Below are 23,215 nucleotides of genomic sequence, written 5' to 3'. Positions count from 1 at the left end.
AGAACCGCGCGGCGAAATGCCCGCGCGGTTCAGTCGTATTAGGACTTACTTGTTGTCAGGAGACTGACCGAGCAGCTCTTCTGGTGTGAATGGCGCAAAGCAATCCACATACCCCGTTCCGGTGTTGAACGATTTCGGAAGATCCGGGAAGTAGTTCACCCCAGCTTCCAGGTCCGCTGCCGCGACTTGGGGAATGGGGAGAAACACGGTTTGAGGCAATGTGTTGCCTTCTAAGAGTGCAACGGCAGCCTCAAGTGCAACAGCAGACATGGCGGGGGCCTGACTTGCAGATACACCGGGGATGCCAAGCTCATCCATTAAGATGCGAACCCCATTTTCGCCATCGACACCCATTGGAACAATTGGGTGGCCTGCGGCTTGAAGTGCGTTGATTGATCCTGCAGAACCATGCTGAGAAACAACCGCGTCGAATTGGCCATGTGTCGCCAGAGCATCCGCAACGACTTTCTGGCTGGTACCGGTATCCCAATTTCCAACAACTTCAACAATTTCCAGACCATCAACCTTTTCCAAAACGCTCATCATACCAAGACGGCGATCGCGGTCAGTTGCATTGCCGGGAAGACCGTTGACCATTAGGATTTTTTCTGCGGACCCGCCAAGCTCTTCCATGACGGAGGTCGCTTTCAACGTGCCCAGAGCCATCTGGCTTTCGTTGATTTGAACAACCTGATCAGTGTCCAAAACATTGTCGAATGGAACCAGAACCGTGCCGGCGCGATTTGCCCGACGGATCACCGGTTCAAATGCTGTTGGGTTCACGGCGATAAAGGTAATCGCATCGTAGCCAGCGGCAATGAAGTTGTCGATCGCGGCAATTTGCGCGGCGCTGTCGTTACCGACTGATACAACGTTGAACTCCGAAAGTTTGCCCGCATTGTCGTCACGCGCGGCCCAGGCTTTTGCCGATTGGATCGCCTGAATGCGCCAATCGTTGCCCGCAAAGCCGTTCACAAATGCGATTTTGTAGGGACCTTCTTTGGCATCGTAGGAAATGGTGGATGTCCCAGGCGCCGGTGCAAAGCACTCTGGACGGTGCGTTTCTTCTGCCGCAGCAAAGGTTGTGGTCAAGGCGCATAGAGTCGTGCCGAGTAGTAATTTTTTCATTTTTAATTCCTCCCAGTTTGGAATGAGCCCTCCAGCTCAAAAAATGTATACGTATTCATTTGATCGTGAGTATGTTTACGTAAACATGTACCGCCATGCTTAGATGATTACGTAAACATTTGTCAACAACTGTGGGGATCAAAAATCCGAGAACGTTGCGAAGTCTAACCGCGCGCCCAATGTGCCTAATGCTGCGAAGCGATGCTATGAAAGCAATGCGCAGGAACCAGTTGCCGAGAAATCTTTGGATGGCTCATCGCGGAAAATGAGGCGGATACCAGTTTGCTTGCCAACTGACTGACTTACAGAGCGGTCCGTCTAATTGGCCGGGACACTCTCGTAAGCTACTTAATGGCAATTGCTAAAGCGGCCGTACGAAATTCTCTGATCAACTTTAAGCGGGCGCGATCCTTGGGTGCGACCAGCCACGTTTGGTGTTCTTGCTGAAAATCTCGCACCGGAATTTCAACCAAATCATCATAGATACCGCTGCTGTTCTTTAAGAAAATTGCTGCACCAAGGCCCTGCCTGACAGCTTCGCACATGACAGGGAATGTGGTCATAGTAATAAGTTGAGGGAGCGCGATCCGCTGCTCTTTAAGTTTCTGACGCACAACACGCTGCGTTAGTGAACCATTTTCTGGAAGTATAATGGTTTGATCCACAAGATCCTCTAAACCAACAATTTTCCGCGCAGCCAAAGGGTGGTCAAAACGGCAATACAGGACATAGCGCGATTTTTGAAGGAAAACGCGATCCCAGTCGTCACGCTCTGGCGCATCTGTAATCAAGCCCACATCAGCCACGCGATCTCGGATAAGTTGGTTGGCCGTTGTCCAGTCGCAAAGGCGAAAATCAATGTGAACATTTGGAAATCGATCATTAAACGCGGCAATGACTTGCAAAGCCGGTTGGGGGGCATTTGCAATTACCTTGAGGCGACCCTCATTTAATGAAGAGTAGCCCTGCAAGCGCTCCCCGATTTCGCTGTCCAGAGCGACAAGGCGATCCGCCAATCCGAAGAAATCTCGACCCGTAGGCGTTAGCGAAACGCCGTCACGACTGCGAAGTAGGAGCTCTGAACCCACAAGCTCTTCTAGTTTTGAAACATGCTGCGTCACGGTGGACTGAGTTACCCCGAGACGACGGGCGGCAGCTGAAAAACTTCCTTCGCGCACCACATAGGAAAAGGCGATAAACTGATGATGGTTCGGCCGCATTGGTTTTCCTTTCGTTATTCCGGTACCAGCCATCGGTTTCACTAATATGACGTCATAGGACTTTCGCCTTCGCCTATTAGGTCTTCCGCCAACTGATAGGGGAATCAGATGGCCGATCTACAGATTGATCATGTCACCAAAGCCTTTGGGGACACGCAGGTGCTCAAGGGGATATCCTTGGATATCGCTGACGGAGAATTCGTGTCACTTGTTGGCCCATCCGGCTGCGGTAAATCAACCTTGCTGCGCATCATTGCTGGGCTTGAAGGCCAGACTTCGGGTGCAATCCGCATTAACGGGCAGGACGTATCCGGTATTCGCGCGGCGGATCGCAACCTGTCTATGGTATTTCAGTCCTACGCGCTTTACCCGCATTTGACCGTTGCCGAAAATATCTCGGTGCCTCTGAAAATGCGCCAATTGAGTGCATCGCAGAGGCTTCCGGTGATCGGGCCGTTTATACCGGGCGCGCGTAATAGAAACGTCGAAATTGCCGCTGCTGTCAAACACGCTGCACAGACGCTCGAGATTGATAATCTTCTTGATCGAAAACCTGGTCAGTTGTCGGGAGGCCAGCGTCAGCGCGTGGCTTTGGGACGCGCTTTGGTTCGGGAACCCGCGGCTTTTCTACTTGATGAGCCGTTGTCAAATTTGGACGCCAAGCTTCGCGTTCAAACCCGTGCCGAAATTGCTGAATTGCACCGTCGTCTGGGTGCGACCTTTGTCTATGTGACCCACGATCAAGTCGAAGCGATGACGATGTCGAGCCGCATTGCGGTTATGATGGGCGGCGAAATCCTGCAATGCGACGCGCCAGACGAAGTTTACAACAATCCATTGGACATTCGCGTTGCTGAATTTATCGGCTCGCCGAAAATCAATATCCTGCCAGTGGAAGCGTCGGATGGGGCACTAACATTCGACAACGTTGTTTTGCCGACCTTGGCCCCTAAAAATCTGAGTGGCCCCGTGCGTATTGGATTGCGCCCCGAGGCATTGCGCCTTGCTGGCGAAGACGCGGTCCTTGCGGGTCAGGTCGTCCACGTCGAAAACCTTGGTTCCGAAATCTTTGCACAAATCAGTCTTGCAGGACATGACGGCCGAGTTACTCTGCGGGCCGCCCCCGAGCAGCGCAGCTCTTTGTATATTGGTGCCAATGTTGGCTTGGCCTTTGACGGGAGTGCTGCTCTCTTGTTCGGCTCTGACGGCAAACGTATCTTCAACCCGCACACCGTCCCTGCGCAAAGCGAAGTTGCTTAGCATGGCCGTTGCGGAAACCAAAATGCCTGTGATTGCTTGTGCGGAAACCGCACAGCGGCGCACGGCGTGGTGGCTAACAGCACCTGCGCTTGGATTGATGGTCTTGATCCTGTTGATCCCGGTTGTGATCGCCGGCGTCTTGTCTTTCACGGATTATTCACTTGGCAACGATACCTTCAATTGGGTCGGTGCGAAAAACTATGATCGCCTCTTTTCTCGCTCGACATATGAAAAGATGTTCATCGCCACCTTTACCTATGTGGTCACAGTGGTGCCATTGTCCGTCGGTTTGGGTCTCGGCGCTGCGCTGTTGATTAACTCCATGGGCAGGATCGGAGACATCTATAAAACCATTTATTTCCTGCCCGTTATGGCGACCTTGCTGGCAATGGCAATCGCGTGGGAATTCATGCTGCATCCGTCGATTGGCATGGTCAACCGTACGCTGGAAATGTCCTGCGGGACAATTCTTGAAATCATTCCTTTCCTGAAAAACGGCTGTGCAGACCGCTTCCCACTTTGGCTCGGGGACAAAGACTACGCGATCTGGGTGATCTGCTTTATCGGCGTCTGGCAAGGGTTTGGTTTCAATATGGTGCTGTATCTTGCTGGTCTGACCGGCGTGCATCGCGAGCTGTACCACGCTGCCGAAATGGACGGAGCGAAATCCGGTTGGGAACGGTTCCGCTTGGTGACATGGCCGGCACTTGGACCGACAACTGTTTTTGTTGTGACCATTTCCTGCATCCGGGCCTTCCAAGTCTTTGACACGATCGAGGCTTTTTGGCCGCAAGGCGGCGGGCCGAACAAATCGACCTATGTGATGATGTTCGCGATCTTTGAAAAAGGCATCCAACAGAACCTGATCGGCATTGGTTCCGCGATCACAGTTCTGTTCCTGATCTTTGTGATGTTCCTAACGCTGATCCAGCGCTGGCTGGTGGAACGCAAGGTGCACTACTGATGACACGCGATCTTTGGAAACATCTAATCCTAATCCTCGGCGCACTCATTGTGATCGCCCCATTTTACATGATGGTCAGCTATTCGTTCAAATCGCCGGGCGAAATTGACAGGGGCGAAGGTGGCTTCTTTGGGCGGCAAGAAATGATGGTCGACGAACGCTGCGTAAAGCTGCGCGACCCAGACCGTGATGACGTCGCCGCCGCTGCACCACGCTTTCCGAACCAGACCGACAGCCAAATTCGGGATGCTTTGGTGGCCGAAGCGGTGGCCGACTGCCAGATGCGCCCGATTGCTTTCAACTACACCAAAGCCTTCACAGAAGCGCCTTTGCTGCGCTACCTGCTCAACGGTGTGATCGTAACCGCGTCGATCTTTTTGATCCAGATTGTGGTTGCCTTACCCGCGGCCTACGCACTTGCAAAGCTTAAGTTCTGGGGGCGCGAGGCGGTTTTTTCCCTAGTGCTGTTCTGCCTGTTGATCCCTGTGCACGCCATTGCCCTGCCGCTTTACATTATGCTGGCCAAAGTGGGGCTCACGAATACATATGCCGCGCTCGTTGTGCCGTGGACGATCTCTGTCTTTGGTATTTTTCTGATGCGCCAATTTTTTATGACCGTGCCGGATGACTTGATTGATGCGGCGCGTATGGACGGCATGGGAGAATTCGCCATCGTGTGGCGCGTCATGCTGCCCACCGCGATCCCAGCACTTTTGGCCTTTGCGATCTTTTCTGTTGTTGCCCATTGGAACGACTATTTCTGGCCGCGCATCGTTGTGACCGGCAATCGCGACCTTTTCACACCTCCGCTAGGTCTGCGCGAATTCAAAGGCGATGGAGACGGCAGTTTCTTCGGCCCCATGATGGCCACCGCCACCGTGATCGTCACACCGCTGATCGTCGCCTTCTTGGTAGCACAGCGCCGCTTTATCGAAGGGATCACGCTTTCTGGAATGAAGTAAGCCGGGCTTAAGCCCGGCCTACCAACGCAATCCCAACAGGGATGACTTGAGAAGACCGCCGTAGTCGCCAAACCAAAGGCGGTCAACAATTGGAGAGAGAACATGAAATTCACTACTTCTGCAATGGCGTTGATCGTCGCTGCCTCTGCTGCAACCGCAGACGACATGATCACAATCGAATTCGCATACCCGTATAGCCACCTCTTTGACGTGACTTACGAAGCGATGATGCCAGGTTTTAAAGAAGCGCACCCAAACATCGACGTAAAGTTCCGCGCGACGTATGAATCCTACGAAGACGGCACAAACACCATCCTGCGTGAATCCGTATCTGGCAACCTGCCAGACGTCACAATGCAGGGCCTGAACCGTCAGCAGATCCTTGTTGAAAAAGGCATCGCGCAGTCTCTGGAGCCATTCATCGCGAAAGAAGCGGACTTTGAAAAAGACGGCTACCACGACGCAATGCTGTCCTTGTCCACTTTCGGTGACAACGTGCACGGCCTGCCGTTCTCTGTGTCTTTGCCAGTGGGCTACTACAACATGGACGTTCTGAACGCGGCAGGCATCGACAAGATGCCAACCACTTGGGACGAAGTGATCGCGGCTTGCGAAACCATGAACGCAAACGGCGTTGACAACCCAGTCTTCTGGGGCTGGAACATCACCGGCAACTGGTTCATGCAGGCGCTGATGTGGTCTCAGGACAAAGCGATCGTCGAAAACGGCAAGGTCACTCTGGACAGCCCAGAAGCTCTGGTTGCGCTGGAGCAGATGCAGGAAATCTTCACCAAATGTGAAATGCAGAACCTGGAATGGAAAGCGGCGCTGTCGTCTTTCTCTGCTGGTGAAATCGGAATGATGTTCTGGTCTACATCTGCGCTGGGTGCGGTTGAGCGCTCCCAAGGTGACTTCGTACTGAAAACTGGCCCTTTCCCGGGTCTGGGTGACACACCAAAAGGTCTGCCAGCAGGTGGTAACGCTGCGATGCTGACCTCCACCTCCGAAGACCCCGCGGTACAAGAAGCAGCTTGGACATTCCTGAAGTACATCACGTCTGGCGATGGTGCGGCGGAAGTTGCGAAAACAACCGGTTACATGCCGCCAAACAAAGCGGCCAACGAAATCATCCTCGCTGATTTCTACGATCAGAACCCAAACAAGCAAACAGCTGTGGATCAGCTGCCTCTGCTGCGCGACTGGCTGGCTTACCCAGGTGACAACGGTCTGGCGATCACTCAGGTGATTTACGACAGCATCGAGCGCATCGTGACTGGCGATGCAACCGACATGAAAGAGCTGCAAGAAGAAATGGTCGAAGAAGTCAACGACCTGCTTCCAAACAGCTAATTCAACACTGCGGCCGCCGGTGACCAGCTGGCGGCCGTTCTTATTCTTAGGCCGAGCACCACCATGAAAATCATCCATATCTCCGACATCCATTTCACCATTCCGGGCGAACGCATGGGCGGTCTAAACCCGCATAAACGTTTGGCCAAGGCGTTGGCAGACGTGAATGAAAATCACTCTGATGCCGCGCGTATTGTCATCACTGGGGATCTGACCCATTGGGCCGAGCGCGAGGCCTATGACGCCTTGCATGAGGTGCTGGCCAAGCAAACCGTGCCGGTGAGATTGATGATTGGCAATCATGATGACCGTTCAATCTTTTTGTCTGTTTTTTCAGACCAGGCAACAGACGAACTGGGCTATGTTAACCATTCCGAAGTTGTCGGCGATAGCACATTTATCTACCTTGATAGCACGCAGCCCTTGACCCATGCGGGTCACTTTGGCGCGGATCGCTGTGCTTGGCTGGAAGCGGAACTGCAACAGGCAGAGCATGCGCGTATCTTCCTGCATCACAACCCGATGGAGATCAAACTCCCAGCTGAGGACCAGATTGCACTGGTGGCGGAAGATCGGCTTTTGTTCAAAGACCTGCTGAACACATATCGTGATAGGATCGACTACATCCACTTTGGCCACGTGCACGCGCCGATTCACGGCACCTATTGCGGCATCCCGTTTGCAAGCGTGCCATCAACCTGCAATCAGTCTTATCCTGATATGAAAGAAGCTAAATTGCTAGCCGGAGGTCCGATGGAACCTGCCTATCATGTGCTGTTGATCGAGGGACGCGAGACAATTATCCACCAGATCCCATTCAACTGGGACGGCCCACTTTTTGCTTCCGGCGCGGAATGGGAAGACTGGTCAAAACCTGTGGCTGCAGAGTGAGTTTATCCTTCGCGCAGTAAAGTCGCGGCATTACTCCTGAAAACCCATTCTTGGTGACAAGGCTTGAAGCTGAGTTTTTTGAGGTTCGAATGGTCCGATCCGCCTTCCCGATCACCTGCCCGAAGCGCAATTCATTTTCGCCGCAGTAGTATCACACTTCGCGATCTTGTGAGACTTGGGAATTACTTCAATTGCACCTTCATCACCCGGTCCAAGCGGTGTCAAAGCGATCGACACATTGTCGTCATGATGGAGTTTCAGCGTTCCTGAGGTCATATGACTCAGGTCTCAAGATCGACAATCACTTTGATTATGCCACCGCGATCAGCCGAGAGGCCTGCAAAACGGTCAGGCAAATCCTTCAATCGGATCACTTCGGAACACAGAGCATCTGTATCTATTGAACCATCGCGGATGGCACTCATGACCCAATCAAAGTCACCGCTCAAAGCGTTGCGGCTGCCAATGAGGCGCATTTCGCGTTTGTGGAACTCCGGGTCGCTGAAGGTGATGTCTTCTTTTACGACGCTCACCAGAATGTAGCTGCCACCATGTGCAACGAGACTAAACCCTGCTTCGATCGCAACCTTATGGCCCGTTGCATCAAAGACCGCGTCGTAGCCTTCATTGGCGTCCAAAGCTGTTGCGATGTCCGAATAACAATCGGTGAATCCAAACCTTTCTTTAGCGAGGTTCAACCGCTTTGGATCAAGATCAAGCAGGGAAACGTCAGCCCCTGAGCCTCCCCCACTGAACTGGTCCGCGCCTAAGGTTAGGAAACGGAGGACCAAGAATGGCAAACAAGCGACCGAAGCCGGAAGAGATAGTTTCGAAGTTACGGCAAGTTGAGGTGTTGATGGGGCAAGGCATGTCCCGTCTTGATGCGATCAGACAGATCGGTGTTGTTGAACAAACCTATTACCGCTGGCGAAAGAAATACGGTGGAATGGGCGTAGATCAATTGAAAGAACTGAAGCGGCTTCAGAAGGAAAATGAGCGGCTCAGAAGAGCTGTATCGGATTTGACGTTAGACAAATTAATCCTGAAGGAAGCTGCACGGGGAAACTTCTGAGCCCCGCTCGTCGCCGGTCCTGCATTGATCACGTACGCAGCCAGTTCAAAGTCTCTGAGCGCCGAGCCTGCCGCGTATTGGGGCAACATCGTTCGACACAAAGGCATGTTCCCCGAGGTCGCCCAGATGAAGACAGGCTGGTTGCGGATATGATTGAATTGGCTCGTCAGTTTGGTCGATACGGGTATCGTCGGATTGCCGCTTTGCTAAGAGAAGCCGGTTGGTCAGTCAGCGATGGTCGTGTTGAACGACTATGGCGACGAGAGGGGCTTAAGGTTCCAGCGAAACAACCAAAGAAGGGCCGGCTTTGGCTGAATAACGGCTCATGCGTAAGGCTGCGGCCTGAATACCGCAACCATGTCTGGTCCTATGACTTCGTTCATTGCCGGACAGATGATGGCAAGGTCTTTCGCACGCTGAACATTCTTGATGAGCACAGCCGTGAATGCCTGGCAATCAAGGTGCAGCGCAAATTGAACTCTGCAGATGTCATCGACGCCCTGACGGATCTGTTCATCCTGCGAGGCGCGCCGAAGTTCATACGCTCCGACAATGGCCCAGAGTTCGTCGCTAAGGCCGTCCGGGATTGGATCTCCGCTGTCGGTGCGAAGACGGCCTACATTGAGCCGGGATCACCCTGGGAGAATGGATATTGTGAAAGCTTCAATGGACGGATGCGAGATGAACTACTCAATGGTGAAGTATTCTACAGCCTGCGTGAAGCTCAGATCCTGATTGAAGAATGGAGGAAGCACTACAACACTAAGAGACCCCACAGTGCATTGGGCTATCGACCGCCAGCCCCGGAAACCATCATACCGATGGATCAGAGGCCAACGATGCACTAACAATCAAACTGGACCAGTCAGATGAGGCTGCTCATTTCGACCTTTAAATATTCATATTTCTGAGAACAAACAGCTTTAGCCCCGCAGGCTTTCGCGAGTGCTTCAGCCGTTGCTGCATGTTCATCCCATCCAGGAAAATGTGGCCAACGTTTATCGTTCATGGCCTTCTATTTTGGGGCTTTGGAACGGGGTAAATAAGATCTTCATACGCGGTGATCATATCTACAAGACTGTCTAACTCGTCGCCGTTGGGCGTGCCTGGTTCCGCACCCCAGACGACATCAACACGTCTGAGCGCAGCAGTCAGATCCCGGTTTGTGTCTATCGAGCAAATTTTCATGCCTGGTTTCCGTTAGTTCCTGTCCAAGGGTTGAGTAAACGAACACCCGTCTCAACAAAATCTTTCTCATTGCGGGTCGCTACGATCATATCATGTACCAGTGCTGTTGCAGCTATCAAGGCATCGCGCTCAGACTTTCTATCAGGAACATGGAGCTTGGCGCATTGAATCGCGACAACATCATCAATGGGAACTATCCGGCCATCAAAAAATGGGATGACATGCCTATCAAGCCAGGTCCGCAACATTTGGCCTTGCACAGCGTCTTTGCGCTCCTTGCCCCTGACACCGATTTCCAATTCCATCAGAGATATTGCTGAAATGTAGAGGCTTTCCGGTGCGAGACCCTCAGCCCACGCGGTCACATTGGTATCAGCTCTGCCGTCAGCTGCCTTGCGAAGCTCGGACACAACATTTGAATCGAGCAGGAAGATCACGAAAGATCGACCGGCTGAGCAACGATACGCGACTTTTGTGGTTCGAAATCTATGTCGGCCAAGCCTGGCATAGAAAGCGCTTCAACAATGCTGATATTCTCGGATGTGATCTGCTGATATTGGGTATAACTGAGCAAAACATGCGACGGCTTCCCTCTGTCCGTCACAAAGACGGGTCCATGCAGGGCATCTTTTTTCGCTTTACTGATACTGTGGTTGAACTCTCTGCTGGTGAAATGGGTCACTGTAGCTCCTTTCTTGTAGTTACGTAACTACATAAGCATAGTTGAAGCTCCGCACAACCCGTTAGATCATAGGTGAAATTATCGCTTTGCGCGTACAAATGCTGGTCGCGTAATGAGAGTTATGTTAAATAAGTCAGCAATGCTGACATAAAAATCAGGTTTTCTCAGTAAAAATGTTCGTATAATGTTCTCATCTATGATTCAGAGAGCGCCACCCCAGAAGAAGACCGATAACTGTAGCGACCTGCATTTATAATTGGCTCGACCTGCAATCATCGCGATTTTCGACCGAATTATTTGCATCTATCGAAGGGGCCAAACCCGGATTATCTGCGAATGAACCCACATTATGTGCGACCAGCCTGCAATCATCGGCCCAAACCCAGAATAAGTGCGAACAGGGATCAGCCGACCTTCGCCGCATGGCGCACGAACCGGTAAGATGCGGGACGGAGTGTGCTTTCGCTGCGGCTGCGCCAATGGCTGCTCTTGAAAAACCTTCCGAACCTACCCCTTCCTCTTTTGCAGGTCGCGCAGCGTGATCCCTTCTGTGATCGCGAAGACTGCCTCGTCCACTCTGCGCTGTTCAGTAGGCGCAGTCTTTGCGGAGAAAACGTGGTTCGTGAACATCCGCTTCTTTCCGGCTGTAAGCTTATCCCATTGCGCCAAAGCCGCGTCATCCGTGTTCAAGGCCGCTTGCAAAGCGCCAGGCACATCCACGTAGTCCTGATCATCGACCCTGAACCGCATTTCGACCACATCACCAACGTCCAGACCCGTGTTGGCTTTGATGTCAGGTGAGACAATGAAGTAGCGCCTGCCGTCGCCCACAGGCATCCATGCGCCACGCACCGGGACATCGGCAATCTCTCCCTCGACCCTCAAGCGTGGATAAGTCTTAAAGGGCAGCTCAGCCTCAAAACGCGGCGGCATGAACAAAACCTTATAGGTAATGACCCGTGACTTCCCCACGCCGTGCAAAGCGTGGACCTGTCGCGGTTTGATGCCGCTTCGAGTACTCATTTATGCGGCTTTTCTTTCGAAAGCCAAGGGGCTTTTCCAGCCTAGGGCAGAGTGTTTTCTGCGGGCGTTATAGAAGCCGTTTATATAATTGAAGAGAGCCAATTCAGCCGCCCTGCGCGTTGGCCAGGACTGGCGCCAGATCAGCTCTGCCTTGATGGTTTTGAAGAAAGTCTCGACCGCTGCATTACACGCCTGGCTTCTTCTTGTACCCGATCTGTGCCTGAACACCCGCAAGGCGGGCCAACCGGGCAACGCGGTTCTCTGAGACGGTCTCACCCATGTCGATCATGTCGTCGTAGATTTTGCGATAGCCATAGATCTTGCCGCTGTCTTTCCACGCCTTCTTCACCAGCTTGGTCTGACGTCGATCTTCCTGCGTACGCTGGCTTAACGGTTCTTTAACCCATGCGTAGAAGCCGCTCGGGTGGACGCTCAGCATCTTGCAGAGAACACGGACAGGATGTTGCTGGCGATGCGCGTCGATGAACGCGTACCTCACTTTGCATCTCTGGCGAAGTACGCGGTGGCCTTTTTTAGAATGTCGCGCTCCTCGGTGACGCGCGCCAGTTCTCTCTTGAGCCGCCTGACCTCGGCCTCCTGATCGGTCTGCCTCTGCGGCTTCGAAAATTGAGCCATCCATGTGTACAGCGACTTGGTGCTGATCCCGAGCCGTTCAGCCACCTCCTTGACCGAATATCCGCGCTCCGTGACCTGCGCCACCGCGTCGATCTTGAACTCATCTGAGTAACGAATTTGCCCTGACATTTGCGTCGTCCTTTGCTTCCAAAATTACCAAGCAAAGCGTCTACAAATCTAGGGGCACCTCACCCCTTTGGAAGTGCCATATCGTCTGTCATACTTGCCCTTCCGAGATGATGACTAAGGGCCGGGCATCGACAGAGATATCCGACGCCAAGAGGGCTGCAAGTCCTGATGCGCCTGACGGAGTCGTTCTAATATCGACTGCCGCCAGACTCTCTGTCGCCAGTTGTGCTTGATGATCCGACACTGTGACAAAGCTGTCTGCCATTTGGCGCAAGACCTCCAAGGCGAGCATCGATGCCGTCTTGCAATCCAAGCGCCCCATATTTGATACCGGACCAACGACAGTGACAACTTGGCCCGCTTTTACACCATCGCGCAGGCACGGCGCGTTTTCGGGTTCTACGACAGTAATTTTTGGTTGGACCGGCCAGTTGGCTCGGATCATATAGGTGATTGCTGCAGCCAAGCCACCGACACCCGCTTGCAGAAATACATCTGTCGGCCAATCACCAGTCTCGACAAAAGCCTCTCTCAACTCTTGCGCAATAACGGTATAGCCCTCCATGACCAAACGCGGTGGTTCCATGTAGCCCTCCCAAGACCCATCCGCCAAATGAATATCGTTGTTATCTGCGGCGTCCTTGATCGCACATCTCACGCTTTCTTCGTAGGTTGCAGCCGAACGCACTACCTGTGCTCCCTGTTGTACCAATCGTTTTTCAAAGACCTGGGGAGCCGTCTCGGGCAGATGAATGCGGGCCTTCGCACCAAAGATGCGGGCACCCGCAGCTACGGCCATTCCATGATTTCCTGCGCTCGCACAAATGAATGTCATCGTACCAGCTTTTTCACGCATTTCAGATAAGGGCATATCCTGCGACCCACCAGGCCCTATGATAATTTGGGCGACAGCATAAACACCACCAAGTGCCTTGAATGCGCCAAGCTCCATGCGCTGTGTCTCGTCCTTAAGAAGAACATACTTTGGTCCAAAAAACCGGTGAAGTAATGGCGAAGGTTTATAGATCGGGCAGCGATCCAGTAGGTGAAGGGGGCGTTCAAACGCGAGGGTGAATGACAATTTTTTCATTGCACGATGATACCGGTAGTTTATGATGGAATCGCATCATAAAGATGCGCTTATTGAAAAATTATTTCATAAATGAAGGATTAATGATCGATGGAGATGGATTGGGCTGACAATCAAATCATTAACACGCTTCAAGAAAATGCGCGGACAAGCTTGGATCAATTGGCCCATATCACTGGGCTGTCATCGGCAACTGTGCAACGGCGCGTAAAGGCACTGCGCGATTCAGATGTGATCCTGCGCGAAATTGCTGTGATCGATCCATCCAAAGTCGGTCAGCGAATGAGTTTTGTCATCATGGTTGAACTTGAGCGCGAGCGCCCTGATCAGATCGACATATTTGTCCGACGCGCGATGAAAGATAGGCAGGTCCAGCAATGCTATTATGTCACCGGTGAAGCTGACTTTTGTCTTATCTGCACCGCTAAAGATATGGAAGACTTTGAAAAATTGACCCATCGGCTGTTTTTCGAAGATAGCAATGTTCGCCGATTTAGAACCTCGGTTGTCATGGGCCGTAAGAAGGTTGGTTTGGGGGTTTTCCTTGATGATGAGAGGTAGACATCTGTCCTGTCCCGGCCTTCCGTTAATACGCCAACGAATCCGTAGTTTAGTGTCGTGGATATTTAGGGCTATCGCCTGATATATGAGTTCTTTGAATGTTCGTCTTGATGAATTCGATCAGTAATTGTACGCGGCGGGATTGTGTTGCTTGGTTCGGAACAACAACAGACAATGGGTGGTCCTTTTCTTCCGTCCATTGCGGCAAGAGCGAGATAATTGTTCCTTTATGCAGTTCCTCCTGAATCGCAAAGTCCGGCAGTAAACCAACTCCGGCACCTGCGATGATCGCTAGTTTCGCTGCCAATCCTGCATTCGTTGAGAACACAGGCGTGACCTCAATTTGTTTTTTTGTTCCTGAGCGATGGCGTAAACGGAGTTTCCCGGTTGGGGTGCTTAAGCTGGTCTGAACCCATGGCACATTGCAAAGATCACCAGGTGATTTAATCTCGGGGTTTTGCTTCACCCATTCTTGAGCTGCACAGATCAGGATGCGGGGTGTCGGCAACTTAATCAATCGCAGACGCCCGTCATCTTTCCATCCGGTACGGACTGCAAGGTCAAAACCTTCTTCAACAACATCGGCCATGCGGTCTTCGAGGATCATTTCTATCGTGATCTCCGGGTGGTTTCGCTGAAACTCTGCAAGCATGCCGGAAAACACTCCAGTCCCCAAATTGACCGAGCAGGTCATTCGAATATTACCCGCCGCCTCCGAATGTTGCGCATCCAGACGCTCCTGCACAACCTCGATTTCACGCGCGATGCAGCCACAGCTTTCAAAAAGGATCTGCCCCTGTGACGTGAGTGAGAGGGATCGCGTAGACCGAATGAGCAGTTTCATATCAAGGTTTCGCTCAAGCTGGCTGACATGGCTGCTGACGACGGAACGGCCTATGCCAAGTGCGTCAGCAGCGGCGGTAAAACTCCTTGTTTGCGCAACCTTGGCGAAGACCATCATGTGATACAGATTTTTTATCATTGTTTGACATTATCAAACACATATGACTGATTAAAGCTATATATTCGACCAATGCCTCTATGTAGATTGTGACTTGAATACAAAAAGAGGCCGAAATGCAGACGACTCAATCATCAGGGCCTTTGGCCGGAACAATTATCCTCGATCTGACGACTATGCTGTCAGGGCCGATGGCTACGATGTTGCTGGCTGATCAAGGCGCCAGTGTTATCAAGGTCGAGCGGCCGGGCGAAGGCGATTACACGCGCCTAATCGGGCGACGCAATCAAATCATGTCTGCGATGTTCTTGAACAACAATCGCAACAAACAATCCATTGCTGTAGATCTGAAATCGGAGGCAGGCATTGATGTTGTCAAAACTCTTGCCCGAAAGGCGGATGTTTTGGTCGAAAACTTTCGGCCCGGCGTTATGGCGCGGCTTGGGCTGAGTTACGAGGAAATGCGCACCATCAATTCCAAGCTGATTTTCACGTCCATCACCGGGTTCGGAAACACGGGGCCGTGGATGAACAAGCCGACCTATGATCCACTTGTCCAGGCCGCGTCAGGGCTGGCAACGATTCAGGCGGGTTCAGATGCGGCCCGCCCTAAGCTGGTCCGTACGATCCTCGCTGACAAGGTGACAGCGCTCACCGCGAGCCAAGCCATCGTTGCAGCGCTTTATGCTCGAAAAAATTCCATGACCGGACAGCATGTACATATTTCAATGTCAGATGCGGTCCGACAGTTTCTTTGGGCCTCCGATATGAATGATCACACATTCGTTCAGGATGATGACGCGCAGCCACCGACCGAAACCAAAGCCAGTTTTGTCGACCTGATCTATGAGGTGAAGGACGGATATCTGACAATTTCTGTGATGACTGATGCACAGTGGTCGGCCCTATGCCGCGTATTGGATCGTTCAGATCTGCAGGATGACCCTAGATTTTCGACCGCAGCGTTGCGTGAGTTGAACGTCGATACACGACTGCAGATGACGCAGGAGGCTATCATTGATTGGCCTCGTGACAGGTTGTTGAACAAGTTGGAAGCCGCACATGTTCCCTGCGCTCCCGTTCTCACCAGAACGGAGTCCTACGCTCACCCCCAAGCCATCGCCACAGACGCGACCTATGAGTTGGATGAACCCAACATTGGCCGCATTAGACAAGCGAGACATGCAGCCGCGTTTGAGAAAACCCCTGCGGATCAACGCAGATCAGCACCTTATCTTGGCGCTGACAGCGTTTCGGTTTTGTCTGCCATTGGGTATTCGCAGCAGGAAATATCCACACTGCTGTCACAGGGTGTCGTCACGGCACAGGTCAGCGGAGCGGACCAATGATTAACCTGTATTATGATGCCACGCCAAACGGTCGCAAAATCCTGATGATGCTGGAGGAAATCCAGATCCCGTATCAACTTAGGTGGGTCGAAATCGACAAAGGCCAGCAGTTTGATCCATTGTTCAGAACGCGTTCCCCAAGCGCAAAGATACCTGTGATTGAAGACAGTGACACTGGCACAACGGTATTCGAATCCGGTGCAATCTTGATGTATCTCGCTGAAAAAACTGGCCAGCTCCTGCCTGCCGACGAACCGGCGCGCAGCGACGTAATGAAATGGCTTTTCTGGCAAACCTCCACTTTTGGACCAATGGTCGGGCAGGCCACACATTTTCACAGCTATGCAAGCCAAATACAGGTCGCGGACAGCTATGCGAGCGAGCGATACGCAAAGATCGTCCGGTCGCTGTACGAAGATCTGGATCGCAGGCTGGCAACGACCGACTACGTGGCAGGTGAATTTTCGATTGCCGATATCGCCCTCTATCCGTGGGTGCGCGTGGCCAAGGGGCACGGTGTAGACACAGCCAACTTGGCTAACGTGAACCTTTGGGCAAAAGAAATTTCCAAACGGGCTTGTGCAAAAGTGAAGCCACAACGCCCTGACGGTTCTGGCGCATTCAAGACGTTTCGAGCAGACAATACGTCTGTGTGGGATGCCCTGTTCGCGAACCAAAAATCTCCAATTCAGAAGGATATTACCAATGAGTGAAGTTATCACGCTGCTGAGCCAACTGGTGCGCATAGACTCTGTCAATCCGAGCCTCTCGGATGGGGGGGCTGGCGAGTCGCAAGCTGCGGATTTTGTCGGTGAGTGGTTTCAAACCCGTGGGTTTGATGTCACCCGACTGGAATCCACGTCAGGACGCCCGAGTATTGTCGCCGTCGCAAAAGGAACTGGGGGTGGGAAAACACTCATGTTCAACGGCCATCTCGATACGGTAAGCGTCGAAAGCTACGACGGCGATCCGTTTGACCCAAAGCTGGCTGATGGCTGGCTTTACGGGCGCGGTAGTGCAGATATGAAGTCAGGCGTCGCGGCCATGATGATTGCAGCCTCGCGCGCCGCACAATCCGGTCTGGCCGGAGATATTATCGTTACCTGTGTTGCTGATGAAGAACACGCAAGCCTTGGTACACAAGAGGTCATCGCCGCCGGATATCACGCGGATGCAGCTGTTGTACCGGAGCCAGTGGGCCACAAAATCGTCGCCGCGCATAAGGGGTTCATTTGGTTCGATCTGGTGTTCGAGGGGGTAGCGGCGCATGGCTCCAACCCAGACAAAGGCGTTGACGCCATCGTCAAGGCAGGAAAGTTTCTGGTCGCTTTGGAGAATTATGCCGCTGAGTTGGCACAACAGGCCGTACATCCTCTCGTTGGTGTACCATCGGTGCACGCCTCCCTGATCAAGGGCGGTGTCGAAATGTCCAGCTATCCCGCTCAGTGCAAACTTTCTATTGAGAGACGTACCCTTCCAAGAGAAACACCAGATGAAGTTGAAGCTGAGATTGAACAATTGCTGAATAACTTGGGTTCAGCCGATCCCGCTTTCAAAGCAACGCTGAAACGGGGGCTGGTGCGGTTACCATATGAATGTGTGCAAGGCGCCGAAATTATTGATGTTGCTACGCGGTCAATTTTGAACGCGACAGGCAGGCCCGCCGAAATCGCCGGGATGAATGGCTGGACAGACTGCGCACTGCTTGGTGAAGCTGGTATCCCTGCAATTCTGGTGGGGCCAGAGGGACGTGGAGGGCACAGCAAATGTGAGAGTGTTTCGATCCAATCCGTTGAAACCCTGACCGACATCTTGTTCCAGATTGCGACAGATTTTTGCGCGACGGAGGCATAGGGCATGAGCGAATACAAATTGTATTGTTTTTCTAATTCAGGGAACTCATATAAGGCCGCTCTTTTTCTGGAGATGGCTGGTCTGGATTGGGCACCGGTCTTCGTAGACTATTTCAACGGTGCAACACATGAAGACATGTTTCGCGGCACCTTGAACAAGCAAGGTGAATGTCCCGTACTGGATCATCAGGGAAAGGTGCTCAGCCAATCTGGTGTCATTTTACAGTATTTATCCGATCAAACAGGCCTGTTCGCGGCCGAGACCCCTGATGAAGCTTACGAAGTCTTGCGCTGGATGCTGTTCGACAACCATAAATTTACAGCAAGTATTGCCAGTTACCGTGCTGGACACTTCGTCAGGCCAGGTGCTTTCAAACCCGATGTCATGGCATTCTTAAGAAACCGCATGTTGGCGGCCTTCGACATCCTCGAAAAACATCTGCACCAGAGTGAGTATATTGCCAGCAAACATAACCTTACCATCGCGGATTTCTCCCTAGCAGGCTATCTCTTCTATCCCAGCGAAGAGTTGGGTGTCGTTATTGCCTCGGAGTTCCCAGCGGTATCGGCATGGCTGCAGAGAATACGCGCGCACCCGGGCTGGCGCGAACCTTATGATCTTATGCCCGAAGATCATTCCTAATTTACCTGGTGAGCCTGCCCTCTCAAGAGGCAGCATCGCAACAAATCGGACAACGATAATGAAATTGAAATTCAGCAATACTGAACGCGCCAGCGTACTAATATCAGTGCAATATGAAAAAGGAGTCCACTTGGACGACTTGCCGCTCTCGGATGTAGATAAGGCGCTTATGACTCGCGCGCTTTCTTTTTCTAGTTTTGAGCAGAAGCACGGGCAGGATTTGTGTGTCTACACGGCTCAAAATGACGATATTGCGGCCCTTGTCTTTATAGGTGCCGGAAAAGTGGAGGAAAACACGGACCTCACTTATCAGAATATCGGCGCGCATGTTTACAAAACTCTCTCTGCCATGGGAGTGGTTGATGCAGTCATACGTCTCACAGCTCCGCAGATCGCCGTACAAATAGCATATGGAGCCACATTGGCTGCTTACCGCTTCGATCAGCATAAAACGGTCAAAACCGCGGCTGTATCGCAGTTGGAGGCTTTAATCGTAGACTGTGATGGGGCGGAGGCATGCTTTGAGCCGTTGGGCGCTTTGTCACGAGGCGTATTCACGACAAGGGATCTCGTTTCTCAGGCGTCAAACATCCTTTCACCTCCAGCATTCTCCGAACAGATTTGTCGCCTTGAACGGGATGGCCTTGAAATTGAAGTCTTAGGGGAAGCCGCTCTATCGGCTCATGGTATGCGCGCCCTTTTGGCAGTAGGCGCTGGCAGTCACCAGGAAAGTCAGGTTGTGATCGCAAGATGGCCCGGAAGTGATCCGATTGATCGTGATCCGCTGGTTTTAATTGGGAAGGGCGTCACCTTTGACTCTGGTGGTATATCAATCAAACCCGCCTTCGACATGGCTGATATGACTGGCGATATGGGCGGTGCAGCTGCCGTAATAGGGACACTTCACGCCTTGGCGAAGCGTAAAGCACGTCGACACGTGGTCGGAATTGTTGGGTTGGTTGAAAATATGCCTGGTGGAAATGCAATGCGACCGGGGGATGTCGTGCGCACAGCGAATGGACAAACCATAGAAGTGCGTAATACGGATTGCGAAGGCCGGATGATACTGGCCGATTTGCTTTGGTTGGCCCAGTCACGTTTTAAGCCAGATACAATTGTTGATCTCGCCACCTTGACTGGCTCCGCCGTCAGCGCACTCGGGAACGAATTTGGAGCAGTCCTGAGCGACAATGATGAGCTGATCGACAGCTTGATCCTTGCGGGGATGCAGAGCGGCGAGAAACTTTGGCGTTTGCCTTTAAGTCCAGAGCTGGATCAAATGTTAAACTCTGATTTCGCGGACATTAACAACACGCCCGGACGCAGCGCCGGGGCCAGTACTGCAGCGCACTTCATAAAGCGCTTCGTGAACCCAGACCAGAAGTGGGCACATATTGATATGGCTGGAATGGCTTATAAATCCAGCGGTCGCAAACCCACAAATCCTACTTGGGCAACCGGGTTTGGACCACGCCTGCTCACCCAGTGGATTGACGCCTAGGAAAATTGGGGTTGGATAATCGATATTTTATACCTGACTGATTTTTGCCTTCGCAACTTTAGCCTTTGCTACGTCCATCACACTGGGCCCAACCAATCTCATGTTCATAGCATTCGGGGTTACTTTCGGATGATGACGCAGCTTGCCCTTTGCCGTTGGCACAGCATTTAGTTTTGTTGTCTTAGTCGCTACTGTAGGGTGCCCGTCCGTTGAACCCGCTCTTTTGAAAAGTCGCGAGGCCTGTTACGCTGCTTGAGCAGCGTAACGCCACGGGAGGAGCTCGTCGAGGCGTGTGATCTTATGATCGGCAATTTTGGCAAGGACCCATGTGAGCCAAGCTTGCGGATCAACTTTGTTTAACTTTGCCGTTTCGATGAGGGTAAATGCTATTGCCATGGCTTTGCCGCCGCCTTCTGAACCTGCAAACATCCAGTTCTTCCGGCCAATGGCTACAGGTTTGACGGCGCGTTCGGCTGTGTTGTTGTCGAGCTCTAGGTGGCCGTTCTCAAGGTATGGCCGTGCCTTTGGCATCCGGCCAAGGGCATAGCGGATGGCCTGGGCCAACGGTGACTTGCCCGAGATTTTGGGTAATTGCGCGTGCAGCCAGGCTTCCAGATCATCGAAAACAGGTGTGGCCCGCGCTTGCCGCAGCGCGACACGCGTTTCGGGCGCTTTGCCGCGCGCATCCTTTTCCAGGGCATACAGTTCGGCAATCCGGCGGATGGCTTCTTCGGCAATAGCGTTGCCCTGCGACGCAAAGACATCCACGAACTTGCGGCGTACATGGGCCATGCAGGCCATCTCATCAGCCTTGTCGTGGCCGAACAAACCGTTGAAGCCGGAGTATCCATCGGCATGGACCCAACCCTTGTAGCCTGCAAGGTGGCTGACCGGATGTTGGCCTTTGCGATCGACTGTGAACTGGTACCACGCGCAGGGCGGTGATGATCCCGACCACGGTCGTTCATCGCGCACATAGGTCCAAACCCGCGCCGTTTTGGTCTTCTTCTGCCCCGGCGCTTGCATCTTCACCGGCGTATCGTCAGCAAACAGCGCATCTCCACGCCGGACCATCCGCCCGATCTCATCGGCCAATGGCTCCAACAGCGCCGTCGAGCGACCAACCCAATCTGCCATGGTTGAGCGGTCGAGGTCGATGCCCTCGCGGGCATAGATTTGGCTTTGCCGATACAGCGGCAGGTGATCCGCGTATTTACTGACCAGAACATGCGCCAAAAGGCCGGGACCAGGCTTGCCGCGCTCGATGGGGCGTGACGGCAGAGGTGATTGCACAATCGCTTCGCAGCCCCCGCAAGCTTTGCGCGGGCGGACAATCCGATTCACCACAAAGCGCCCCGGCACATACTCCAGTTCCTCGGTGATATCCTCTCCAAGCGTCTTCAGCTTGCCGCCGCAGCGGGTGCAATCCTCACCTGGCGATAGCACTTCTTCATGACGGTCCAGATGATCAGGCAACGGCTTGCGGCTGTGCTGGCGCGGAGGTTTGTCTTCAACGGACGGCGTCTCAGGTTGGGTCTGTTCAGATGCGGCCTCGGCAATCGCCTCATCTTCTTCGAAGGTCAGATTGAGCTGATCCATGCTCTCAGAACGCACACCAAACCGATGACGGTTTTGGCCTGCCAGTTGATGTTTGAGCTTCTTGATCAGCAGAGCCTGCGACTTGACCTCATCCGCCAGAAGCCGGTTCACCGCCCTCAGTTCGTCGGGGTCTTCTGGCGTGATATCAAGGTTCTTCAGCATCGCTGATCCTATAGCGCATCATGGCCACAACGTGAATCCCGAAAGCGCACAAGGCCTTGTATTTGTTGTACTACCCAACCTTCAGCGGACGCCATGTTTTTTGTGGCATCCGCCAATCAATACCTTCAAGAAGCATCGATAATTGCGCGGCCGTTACGCTGACCTTGCCCTCCTTTGCAGCAGGCCAGACAAAGCGGCCTTTCTCCAAGCGCTTGCTGAACAGGCATGCGCCCTGCGCGTCCCACCAAATAATTTTAAGCAAGTCGCCGCGCCGCCCCCGGAACACAAATAAGTGCCCAGAATACGGATCAAGCTCCAGAACCTTCTCGGCCTGGGCCGCCAAGGTGTTGAACCCGCGCCGCATGTCCGTCACGCCCGCCGCCAACCAGACCCGCGTGTTGCTGGGAACAGGGATCAAACCGCCAACCCCTGCACGAGGCTGATCACAGCAGCCAGTGCCGTTGGCCCTTCAACAAGAATGCGCCGACCATCCGACAAGGTGATATCGATCCGACTAGCCGACAGAGGGGCAGATGGAGACGGCATTGGCACATCGATTGACGCCGGGCCTTGGGCGAGATCAGCCTCGATCTCAATCGGCAAAAACGCCGCTTCTTCGTCGGACGCATCAGCCTCCGGCGCAAAGCGCGGATCCTTCAGCCATTTGAAAATAAGGTTCGCATTCACCGCATAGCGACGCGCAACCTGCGCCACAGACATCCCCGGCCTCAACGCCTGCGCGCAAATCTCGCGCTTCTCTTCGTCAGCCCAAAACCGGTTCTTCTTCCTACTCATAGAGTGCCCCTAAGTGTCCACTATCCACGGTGGACACTTAGCTGCCGCCAGCAGAGCGCGTAAGCTCGGGTTCAACGGACGCTTACCATCTTACTAGAAGGCGCTCTGTCTGGACTTCTCACGCTGGCCTTGGGCGCAAAACGCAAAAAAGGCTTGAGTGCAAAAACTCAAGCCATTGATAATATTGAAGAATTAA

The 23,215-nt window shown here is 52.9% G+C and carries 24 protein-coding genes and 2 pseudogenes; 12 read left to right on the top strand and 14 right to left on the bottom strand.

Features of this window, described 5'->3' with window-relative positions; all coding sequences use genetic code 11:
- Positions 1-45: 45 nt before the first annotated feature.
- Together TA5113_RS08020 and TA5113_RS08015 are read right to left on the bottom strand one after the other, a co-directional pair.
- Positions 46-1,128, bottom strand: a complete 1,083-nt coding sequence (locus TA5113_RS08020) for a sugar ABC transporter substrate-binding protein (RefSeq protein ID WP_058314540.1) — start codon at positions 1,126-1,128, stop codon at positions 46-48.
- 344 nt (positions 1,129-1,472) lie between these two features.
- Entirely contained in the window at positions 1,473-2,381 is a 909-nt protein-coding gene (locus TA5113_RS08015; protein WP_245627137.1) for a LysR family transcriptional regulator, read from the bottom strand.
- A 75-nt stretch (positions 2,382-2,456) separates the two neighbouring features.
- Here TA5113_RS08015 and TA5113_RS08010 point away from each other — a divergent pair, with 75 nt between their 5' ends.
- The 5 genes from TA5113_RS08010 (at position 2,457) to TA5113_RS07990 (ending at position 7,775) form a co-directional block, all read left to right on the top strand.
- Entirely contained in the window at positions 2,457-3,608 is a 1,152-nt protein-coding gene (locus tag TA5113_RS08010; protein ID WP_058314539.1) for an ABC transporter ATP-binding protein, read from the top strand.
- 22 nt (positions 3,609-3,630) lie between these two features.
- Entirely contained in the window at positions 3,631-4,572 is a 942-nt protein-coding gene (locus TA5113_RS08005; protein ID WP_370736439.1) for a carbohydrate ABC transporter permease, read from the top strand.
- A complete protein-coding gene (locus tag TA5113_RS08000) occupies positions 4,572-5,534 on the top strand; it encodes a carbohydrate ABC transporter permease (RefSeq protein ID WP_058314537.1) in 963 nt (320 codons plus the stop codon). Before TA5113_RS08005 ends, TA5113_RS08000 begins: the two co-directional genes overlap by 1 nt.
- A 102-nt stretch (positions 5,535-5,636) precedes the next feature.
- On the top strand, positions 5,637-6,884 hold the full coding sequence (locus TA5113_RS07995) for an ABC transporter substrate-binding protein (protein ID WP_058314536.1): 1,248 nt from the start codon (positions 5,637-5,639) through the stop codon (positions 6,882-6,884).
- Between the two features lie 63 nt (positions 6,885-6,947).
- Complete coding sequence (locus TA5113_RS07990; protein WP_058314535.1) at positions 6,948-7,775, top strand: metallophosphoesterase; 828 nt, start codon at positions 6,948-6,950, stop codon at positions 7,773-7,775.
- Between the two features lie 281 nt (positions 7,776-8,056).
- Here TA5113_RS07990 and TA5113_RS07985 read toward each other — a convergent pair whose 3' ends face one another.
- Positions 8,057-8,575: a zinc-binding dehydrogenase gene (locus tag TA5113_RS07985; RefSeq protein WP_082625838.1), complete on the bottom strand. Its 519-nt coding sequence runs from the start codon at positions 8,573-8,575 to the stop codon at positions 8,057-8,059.
- On the opposite strand from TA5113_RS07985, the gene TA5113_RS16645 reads away from it, so the two are divergent.
- A protein-coding gene (locus tag TA5113_RS16645; protein WP_106387463.1) for an IS3 family transposase occupies positions 8,569-9,695 on the top strand; the annotation gives its coding sequence in 2 pieces (ribosomal slippage) (positions 8,569-8,833 and positions 8,833-9,695; 1,128 coding nt in all). The genes TA5113_RS07985 and TA5113_RS16645 overlap by 7 nt on opposite strands.
- Positions 9,696-9,712: 17 nt before the next feature.
- Here TA5113_RS16645 and TA5113_RS17085 read toward each other — a convergent pair.
- The 7 genes and pseudogenes from TA5113_RS17085 to TA5113_RS07940 all read right to left on the bottom strand — a co-directional run bounded on the left by TA5113_RS17085 (position 9,713) and on the right by TA5113_RS07940 (position 13,595).
- On the bottom strand, positions 9,713-9,856 hold the full coding sequence (locus TA5113_RS17085) for a hypothetical protein (RefSeq protein WP_220387201.1): 144 nt from the start codon (positions 9,854-9,856) through the stop codon (positions 9,713-9,715).
- A 175-nt stretch (positions 9,857-10,031) separates the two neighbouring features.
- Complete coding sequence (locus TA5113_RS07965; protein ID WP_058314530.1) at positions 10,032-10,472, bottom strand: type II toxin-antitoxin system VapC family toxin; 441 nt, start codon at positions 10,470-10,472, stop codon at positions 10,032-10,034.
- The gene (locus tag TA5113_RS07960) at positions 10,469-10,717 is read right to left on the bottom strand and encodes a type II toxin-antitoxin system Phd/YefM family antitoxin (RefSeq protein WP_058314529.1); all 249 of its coding nucleotides are present in this window, start codon (positions 10,715-10,717) and stop codon (positions 10,469-10,471) included. The genes TA5113_RS07965 and TA5113_RS07960 overlap by 4 nt, the downstream gene beginning before the upstream one ends.
- 507 nt (positions 10,718-11,224) lie before the next feature.
- Positions 11,225-11,740 (bottom strand): YdeI/OmpD-associated family protein, encoded by a 516-nt coding sequence (locus TA5113_RS07955; protein ID WP_058314528.1) that lies wholly within the window; start codon positions 11,738-11,740, stop codon positions 11,225-11,227.
- Positions 11,741-11,926: pseudogene (locus tag TA5113_RS17345) on the bottom strand (IS3 family transposase); the annotation flags it as partial.
- A 4-nt stretch (positions 11,927-11,930) separates the two neighbouring features.
- Positions 11,931-12,505: pseudogene (locus tag TA5113_RS16640) on the bottom strand (transposase); the annotation flags it as partial.
- 88 nt (positions 12,506-12,593) lie between these two features.
- On the bottom strand, positions 12,594-13,595 hold the full coding sequence (locus tag TA5113_RS07940) for a pyridoxal-phosphate dependent enzyme (protein WP_058314525.1): 1,002 nt from the start codon (positions 13,593-13,595) through the stop codon (positions 12,594-12,596).
- Between the two features lie 90 nt (positions 13,596-13,685).
- Between TA5113_RS07940 and TA5113_RS07935 the strand changes: the two genes are divergently transcribed.
- A complete protein-coding gene (locus tag TA5113_RS07935; RefSeq protein WP_058314524.1) occupies positions 13,686-14,156 on the top strand; it encodes an Lrp/AsnC family transcriptional regulator in 471 nt (156 codons plus the stop codon).
- A gap of 49 nt (positions 14,157-14,205) precedes the next feature.
- Here the strand turns inward: TA5113_RS07935 and TA5113_RS07930 are convergent, their stop codons facing one another.
- The gene (locus TA5113_RS07930; RefSeq protein WP_082625837.1) at positions 14,206-15,138 is read right to left on the bottom strand and encodes a LysR family transcriptional regulator; all 933 of its coding nucleotides are present in this window, start codon (positions 15,136-15,138) and stop codon (positions 14,206-14,208) included.
- Between the two features lie 95 nt (positions 15,139-15,233).
- Here TA5113_RS07930 and TA5113_RS07925 point away from each other — a divergent pair, with 95 nt between their 5' ends.
- Genes TA5113_RS07925 through TA5113_RS07905 form a run of 5 tightly spaced genes read left to right on the top strand, consistent with a single transcriptional unit; the run spans position 15,234 to position 20,463 of the window.
- Positions 15,234-16,466 (top strand): CaiB/BaiF CoA transferase family protein, encoded by a 1,233-nt coding sequence (locus TA5113_RS07925; RefSeq protein ID WP_058314522.1) that lies wholly within the window; start codon positions 15,234-15,236, stop codon positions 16,464-16,466.
- Complete coding sequence (locus TA5113_RS07920) at positions 16,463-17,179, top strand: glutathione S-transferase family protein (protein WP_058314521.1); 717 nt, start codon at positions 16,463-16,465, stop codon at positions 17,177-17,179. Before TA5113_RS07925 ends, TA5113_RS07920 begins: the two co-directional genes overlap by 4 nt.
- Positions 17,172-18,320: an ArgE/DapE family deacylase gene (locus TA5113_RS07915; RefSeq protein ID WP_058314520.1), complete on the top strand. Its 1,149-nt coding sequence runs from the start codon at positions 17,172-17,174 to the stop codon at positions 18,318-18,320. The genes TA5113_RS07920 and TA5113_RS07915 overlap by 8 nt, the downstream gene beginning before the upstream one ends.
- 3 nt (positions 18,321-18,323) lie before the next feature.
- Positions 18,324-18,962, top strand: a complete 639-nt coding sequence (locus TA5113_RS07910) for a glutathione S-transferase family protein (protein ID WP_058314519.1) — start codon at positions 18,324-18,326, stop codon at positions 18,960-18,962.
- Positions 18,963-19,020: 58 nt separating this feature from the next.
- The gene (locus TA5113_RS07905) at positions 19,021-20,463 is read left to right on the top strand and encodes a leucyl aminopeptidase (RefSeq protein WP_058314518.1); all 1,443 of its coding nucleotides are present in this window, start codon (positions 19,021-19,023) and stop codon (positions 20,461-20,463) included.
- A gap of 243 nt (positions 20,464-20,706) precedes the next feature.
- On the opposite strand, the gene tnpC is transcribed toward TA5113_RS07905, so the two are convergent.
- From tnpC to tnpA, 3 genes are all read right to left on the bottom strand, one after another.
- Positions 20,707-22,224, bottom strand: a complete 1,518-nt coding sequence (gene tnpC, locus TA5113_RS07900; RefSeq protein ID WP_058314517.1) for an IS66 family transposase — start codon at positions 22,222-22,224, stop codon at positions 20,707-20,709.
- Positions 22,225-22,294: 70 nt separating this feature from the next.
- The gene (gene tnpB, locus TA5113_RS07895; protein ID WP_058314516.1) at positions 22,295-22,642 is read right to left on the bottom strand and encodes an IS66 family insertion sequence element accessory protein TnpB; all 348 of its coding nucleotides are present in this window, start codon (positions 22,640-22,642) and stop codon (positions 22,295-22,297) included.
- Positions 22,639-23,019: an IS66-like element accessory protein TnpA gene (gene tnpA, locus TA5113_RS07890; protein ID WP_058314515.1), complete on the bottom strand. Its 381-nt coding sequence runs from the start codon at positions 23,017-23,019 to the stop codon at positions 22,639-22,641. The genes tnpB and tnpA overlap by 4 nt, the downstream gene beginning before the upstream one ends.
- Between the last annotated feature and the right edge of the window lie 196 nt (positions 23,020-23,215).

It is taken from the genome of Cognatishimia activa, assembly GCF_001458335.1.
Lineage (GTDB): Bacteria > Pseudomonadota > Alphaproteobacteria > Rhodobacterales > Rhodobacteraceae > Cognatishimia > Cognatishimia activa.
The sequence above is the reverse complement of the archived record's forward strand: the minus strand, read 5'-3'. Positions and strand labels throughout refer to the sequence as shown.

Bases quoted from the DNA above. Each gene is read 5' to 3' on its own strand.
- TA5113_RS08020 (WP_058314540.1), bottom strand. From the start codon at position 1,128: ATGAAAAAATTACTACTCGGCACGACTCTATGCGCCTTGACCACAACC.
- TA5113_RS08015 (WP_245627137.1), bottom strand. From the start codon at position 2,381: ATGGCTGGTACCGGAATAACGAAAGGAAAACCAATGCGGCCGAACCAT.
- TA5113_RS08010 (WP_058314539.1), top strand. From the start codon at position 2,457: ATGGCCGATCTACAGATTGATCATGTCACCAAAGCCTTTGGGGACACG.
- TA5113_RS08005 (WP_370736439.1), top strand. From the start codon at position 3,631: ATGCCTGTGATTGCTTGTGCGGAAACCGCACAGCGGCGCACGGCGTGG.
- TA5113_RS08000 (WP_058314537.1), top strand. From the start codon at position 4,572: ATGACACGCGATCTTTGGAAACATCTAATCCTAATCCTCGGCGCACTC.
- TA5113_RS07995 (WP_058314536.1), top strand. From the start codon at position 5,637: ATGAAATTCACTACTTCTGCAATGGCGTTGATCGTCGCTGCCTCTGCT.
- TA5113_RS07990 (WP_058314535.1), top strand. From the start codon at position 6,948: ATGAAAATCATCCATATCTCCGACATCCATTTCACCATTCCGGGCGAA.
- TA5113_RS17085 (WP_220387201.1), bottom strand. From the start codon at position 9,856: ATGAACGATAAACGTTGGCCACATTTTCCTGGATGGGATGAACATGCA.
- TA5113_RS07955 (WP_058314528.1), bottom strand. From the start codon at position 11,740: ATGAGTACTCGAAGCGGCATCAAACCGCGACAGGTCCACGCTTTGCAC.
- TA5113_RS07940 (WP_058314525.1), bottom strand. From the start codon at position 13,595: ATGAAAAAATTGTCATTCACCCTCGCGTTTGAACGCCCCCTTCACCTA.
- TA5113_RS07935 (WP_058314524.1), top strand. From the start codon at position 13,686: ATGGAGATGGATTGGGCTGACAATCAAATCATTAACACGCTTCAAGAA.
- TA5113_RS07930 (WP_082625837.1), bottom strand. From the start codon at position 15,138: ATGATAAAAAATCTGTATCACATGATGGTCTTCGCCAAGGTTGCGCAA.
- TA5113_RS07925 (WP_058314522.1), top strand. From the start codon at position 15,234: ATGCAGACGACTCAATCATCAGGGCCTTTGGCCGGAACAATTATCCTC.
- TA5113_RS07920 (WP_058314521.1), top strand. From the start codon at position 16,463: ATGATTAACCTGTATTATGATGCCACGCCAAACGGTCGCAAAATCCTG.
- TA5113_RS07915 (WP_058314520.1), top strand. From the start codon at position 17,172: ATGAGTGAAGTTATCACGCTGCTGAGCCAACTGGTGCGCATAGACTCT.
- TA5113_RS07910 (WP_058314519.1), top strand. From the start codon at position 18,324: ATGAGCGAATACAAATTGTATTGTTTTTCTAATTCAGGGAACTCATAT.
- TA5113_RS07905 (WP_058314518.1), top strand. From the start codon at position 19,021: ATGAAATTGAAATTCAGCAATACTGAACGCGCCAGCGTACTAATATCA.
- tnpC (WP_058314517.1), bottom strand. From the start codon at position 22,224: ATGCTGAAGAACCTTGATATCACGCCAGAAGACCCCGACGAACTGAGG.
- tnpA (WP_058314515.1), bottom strand. From the start codon at position 23,019: ATGAGTAGGAAGAAGAACCGGTTTTGGGCTGACGAAGAGAAGCGCGAG.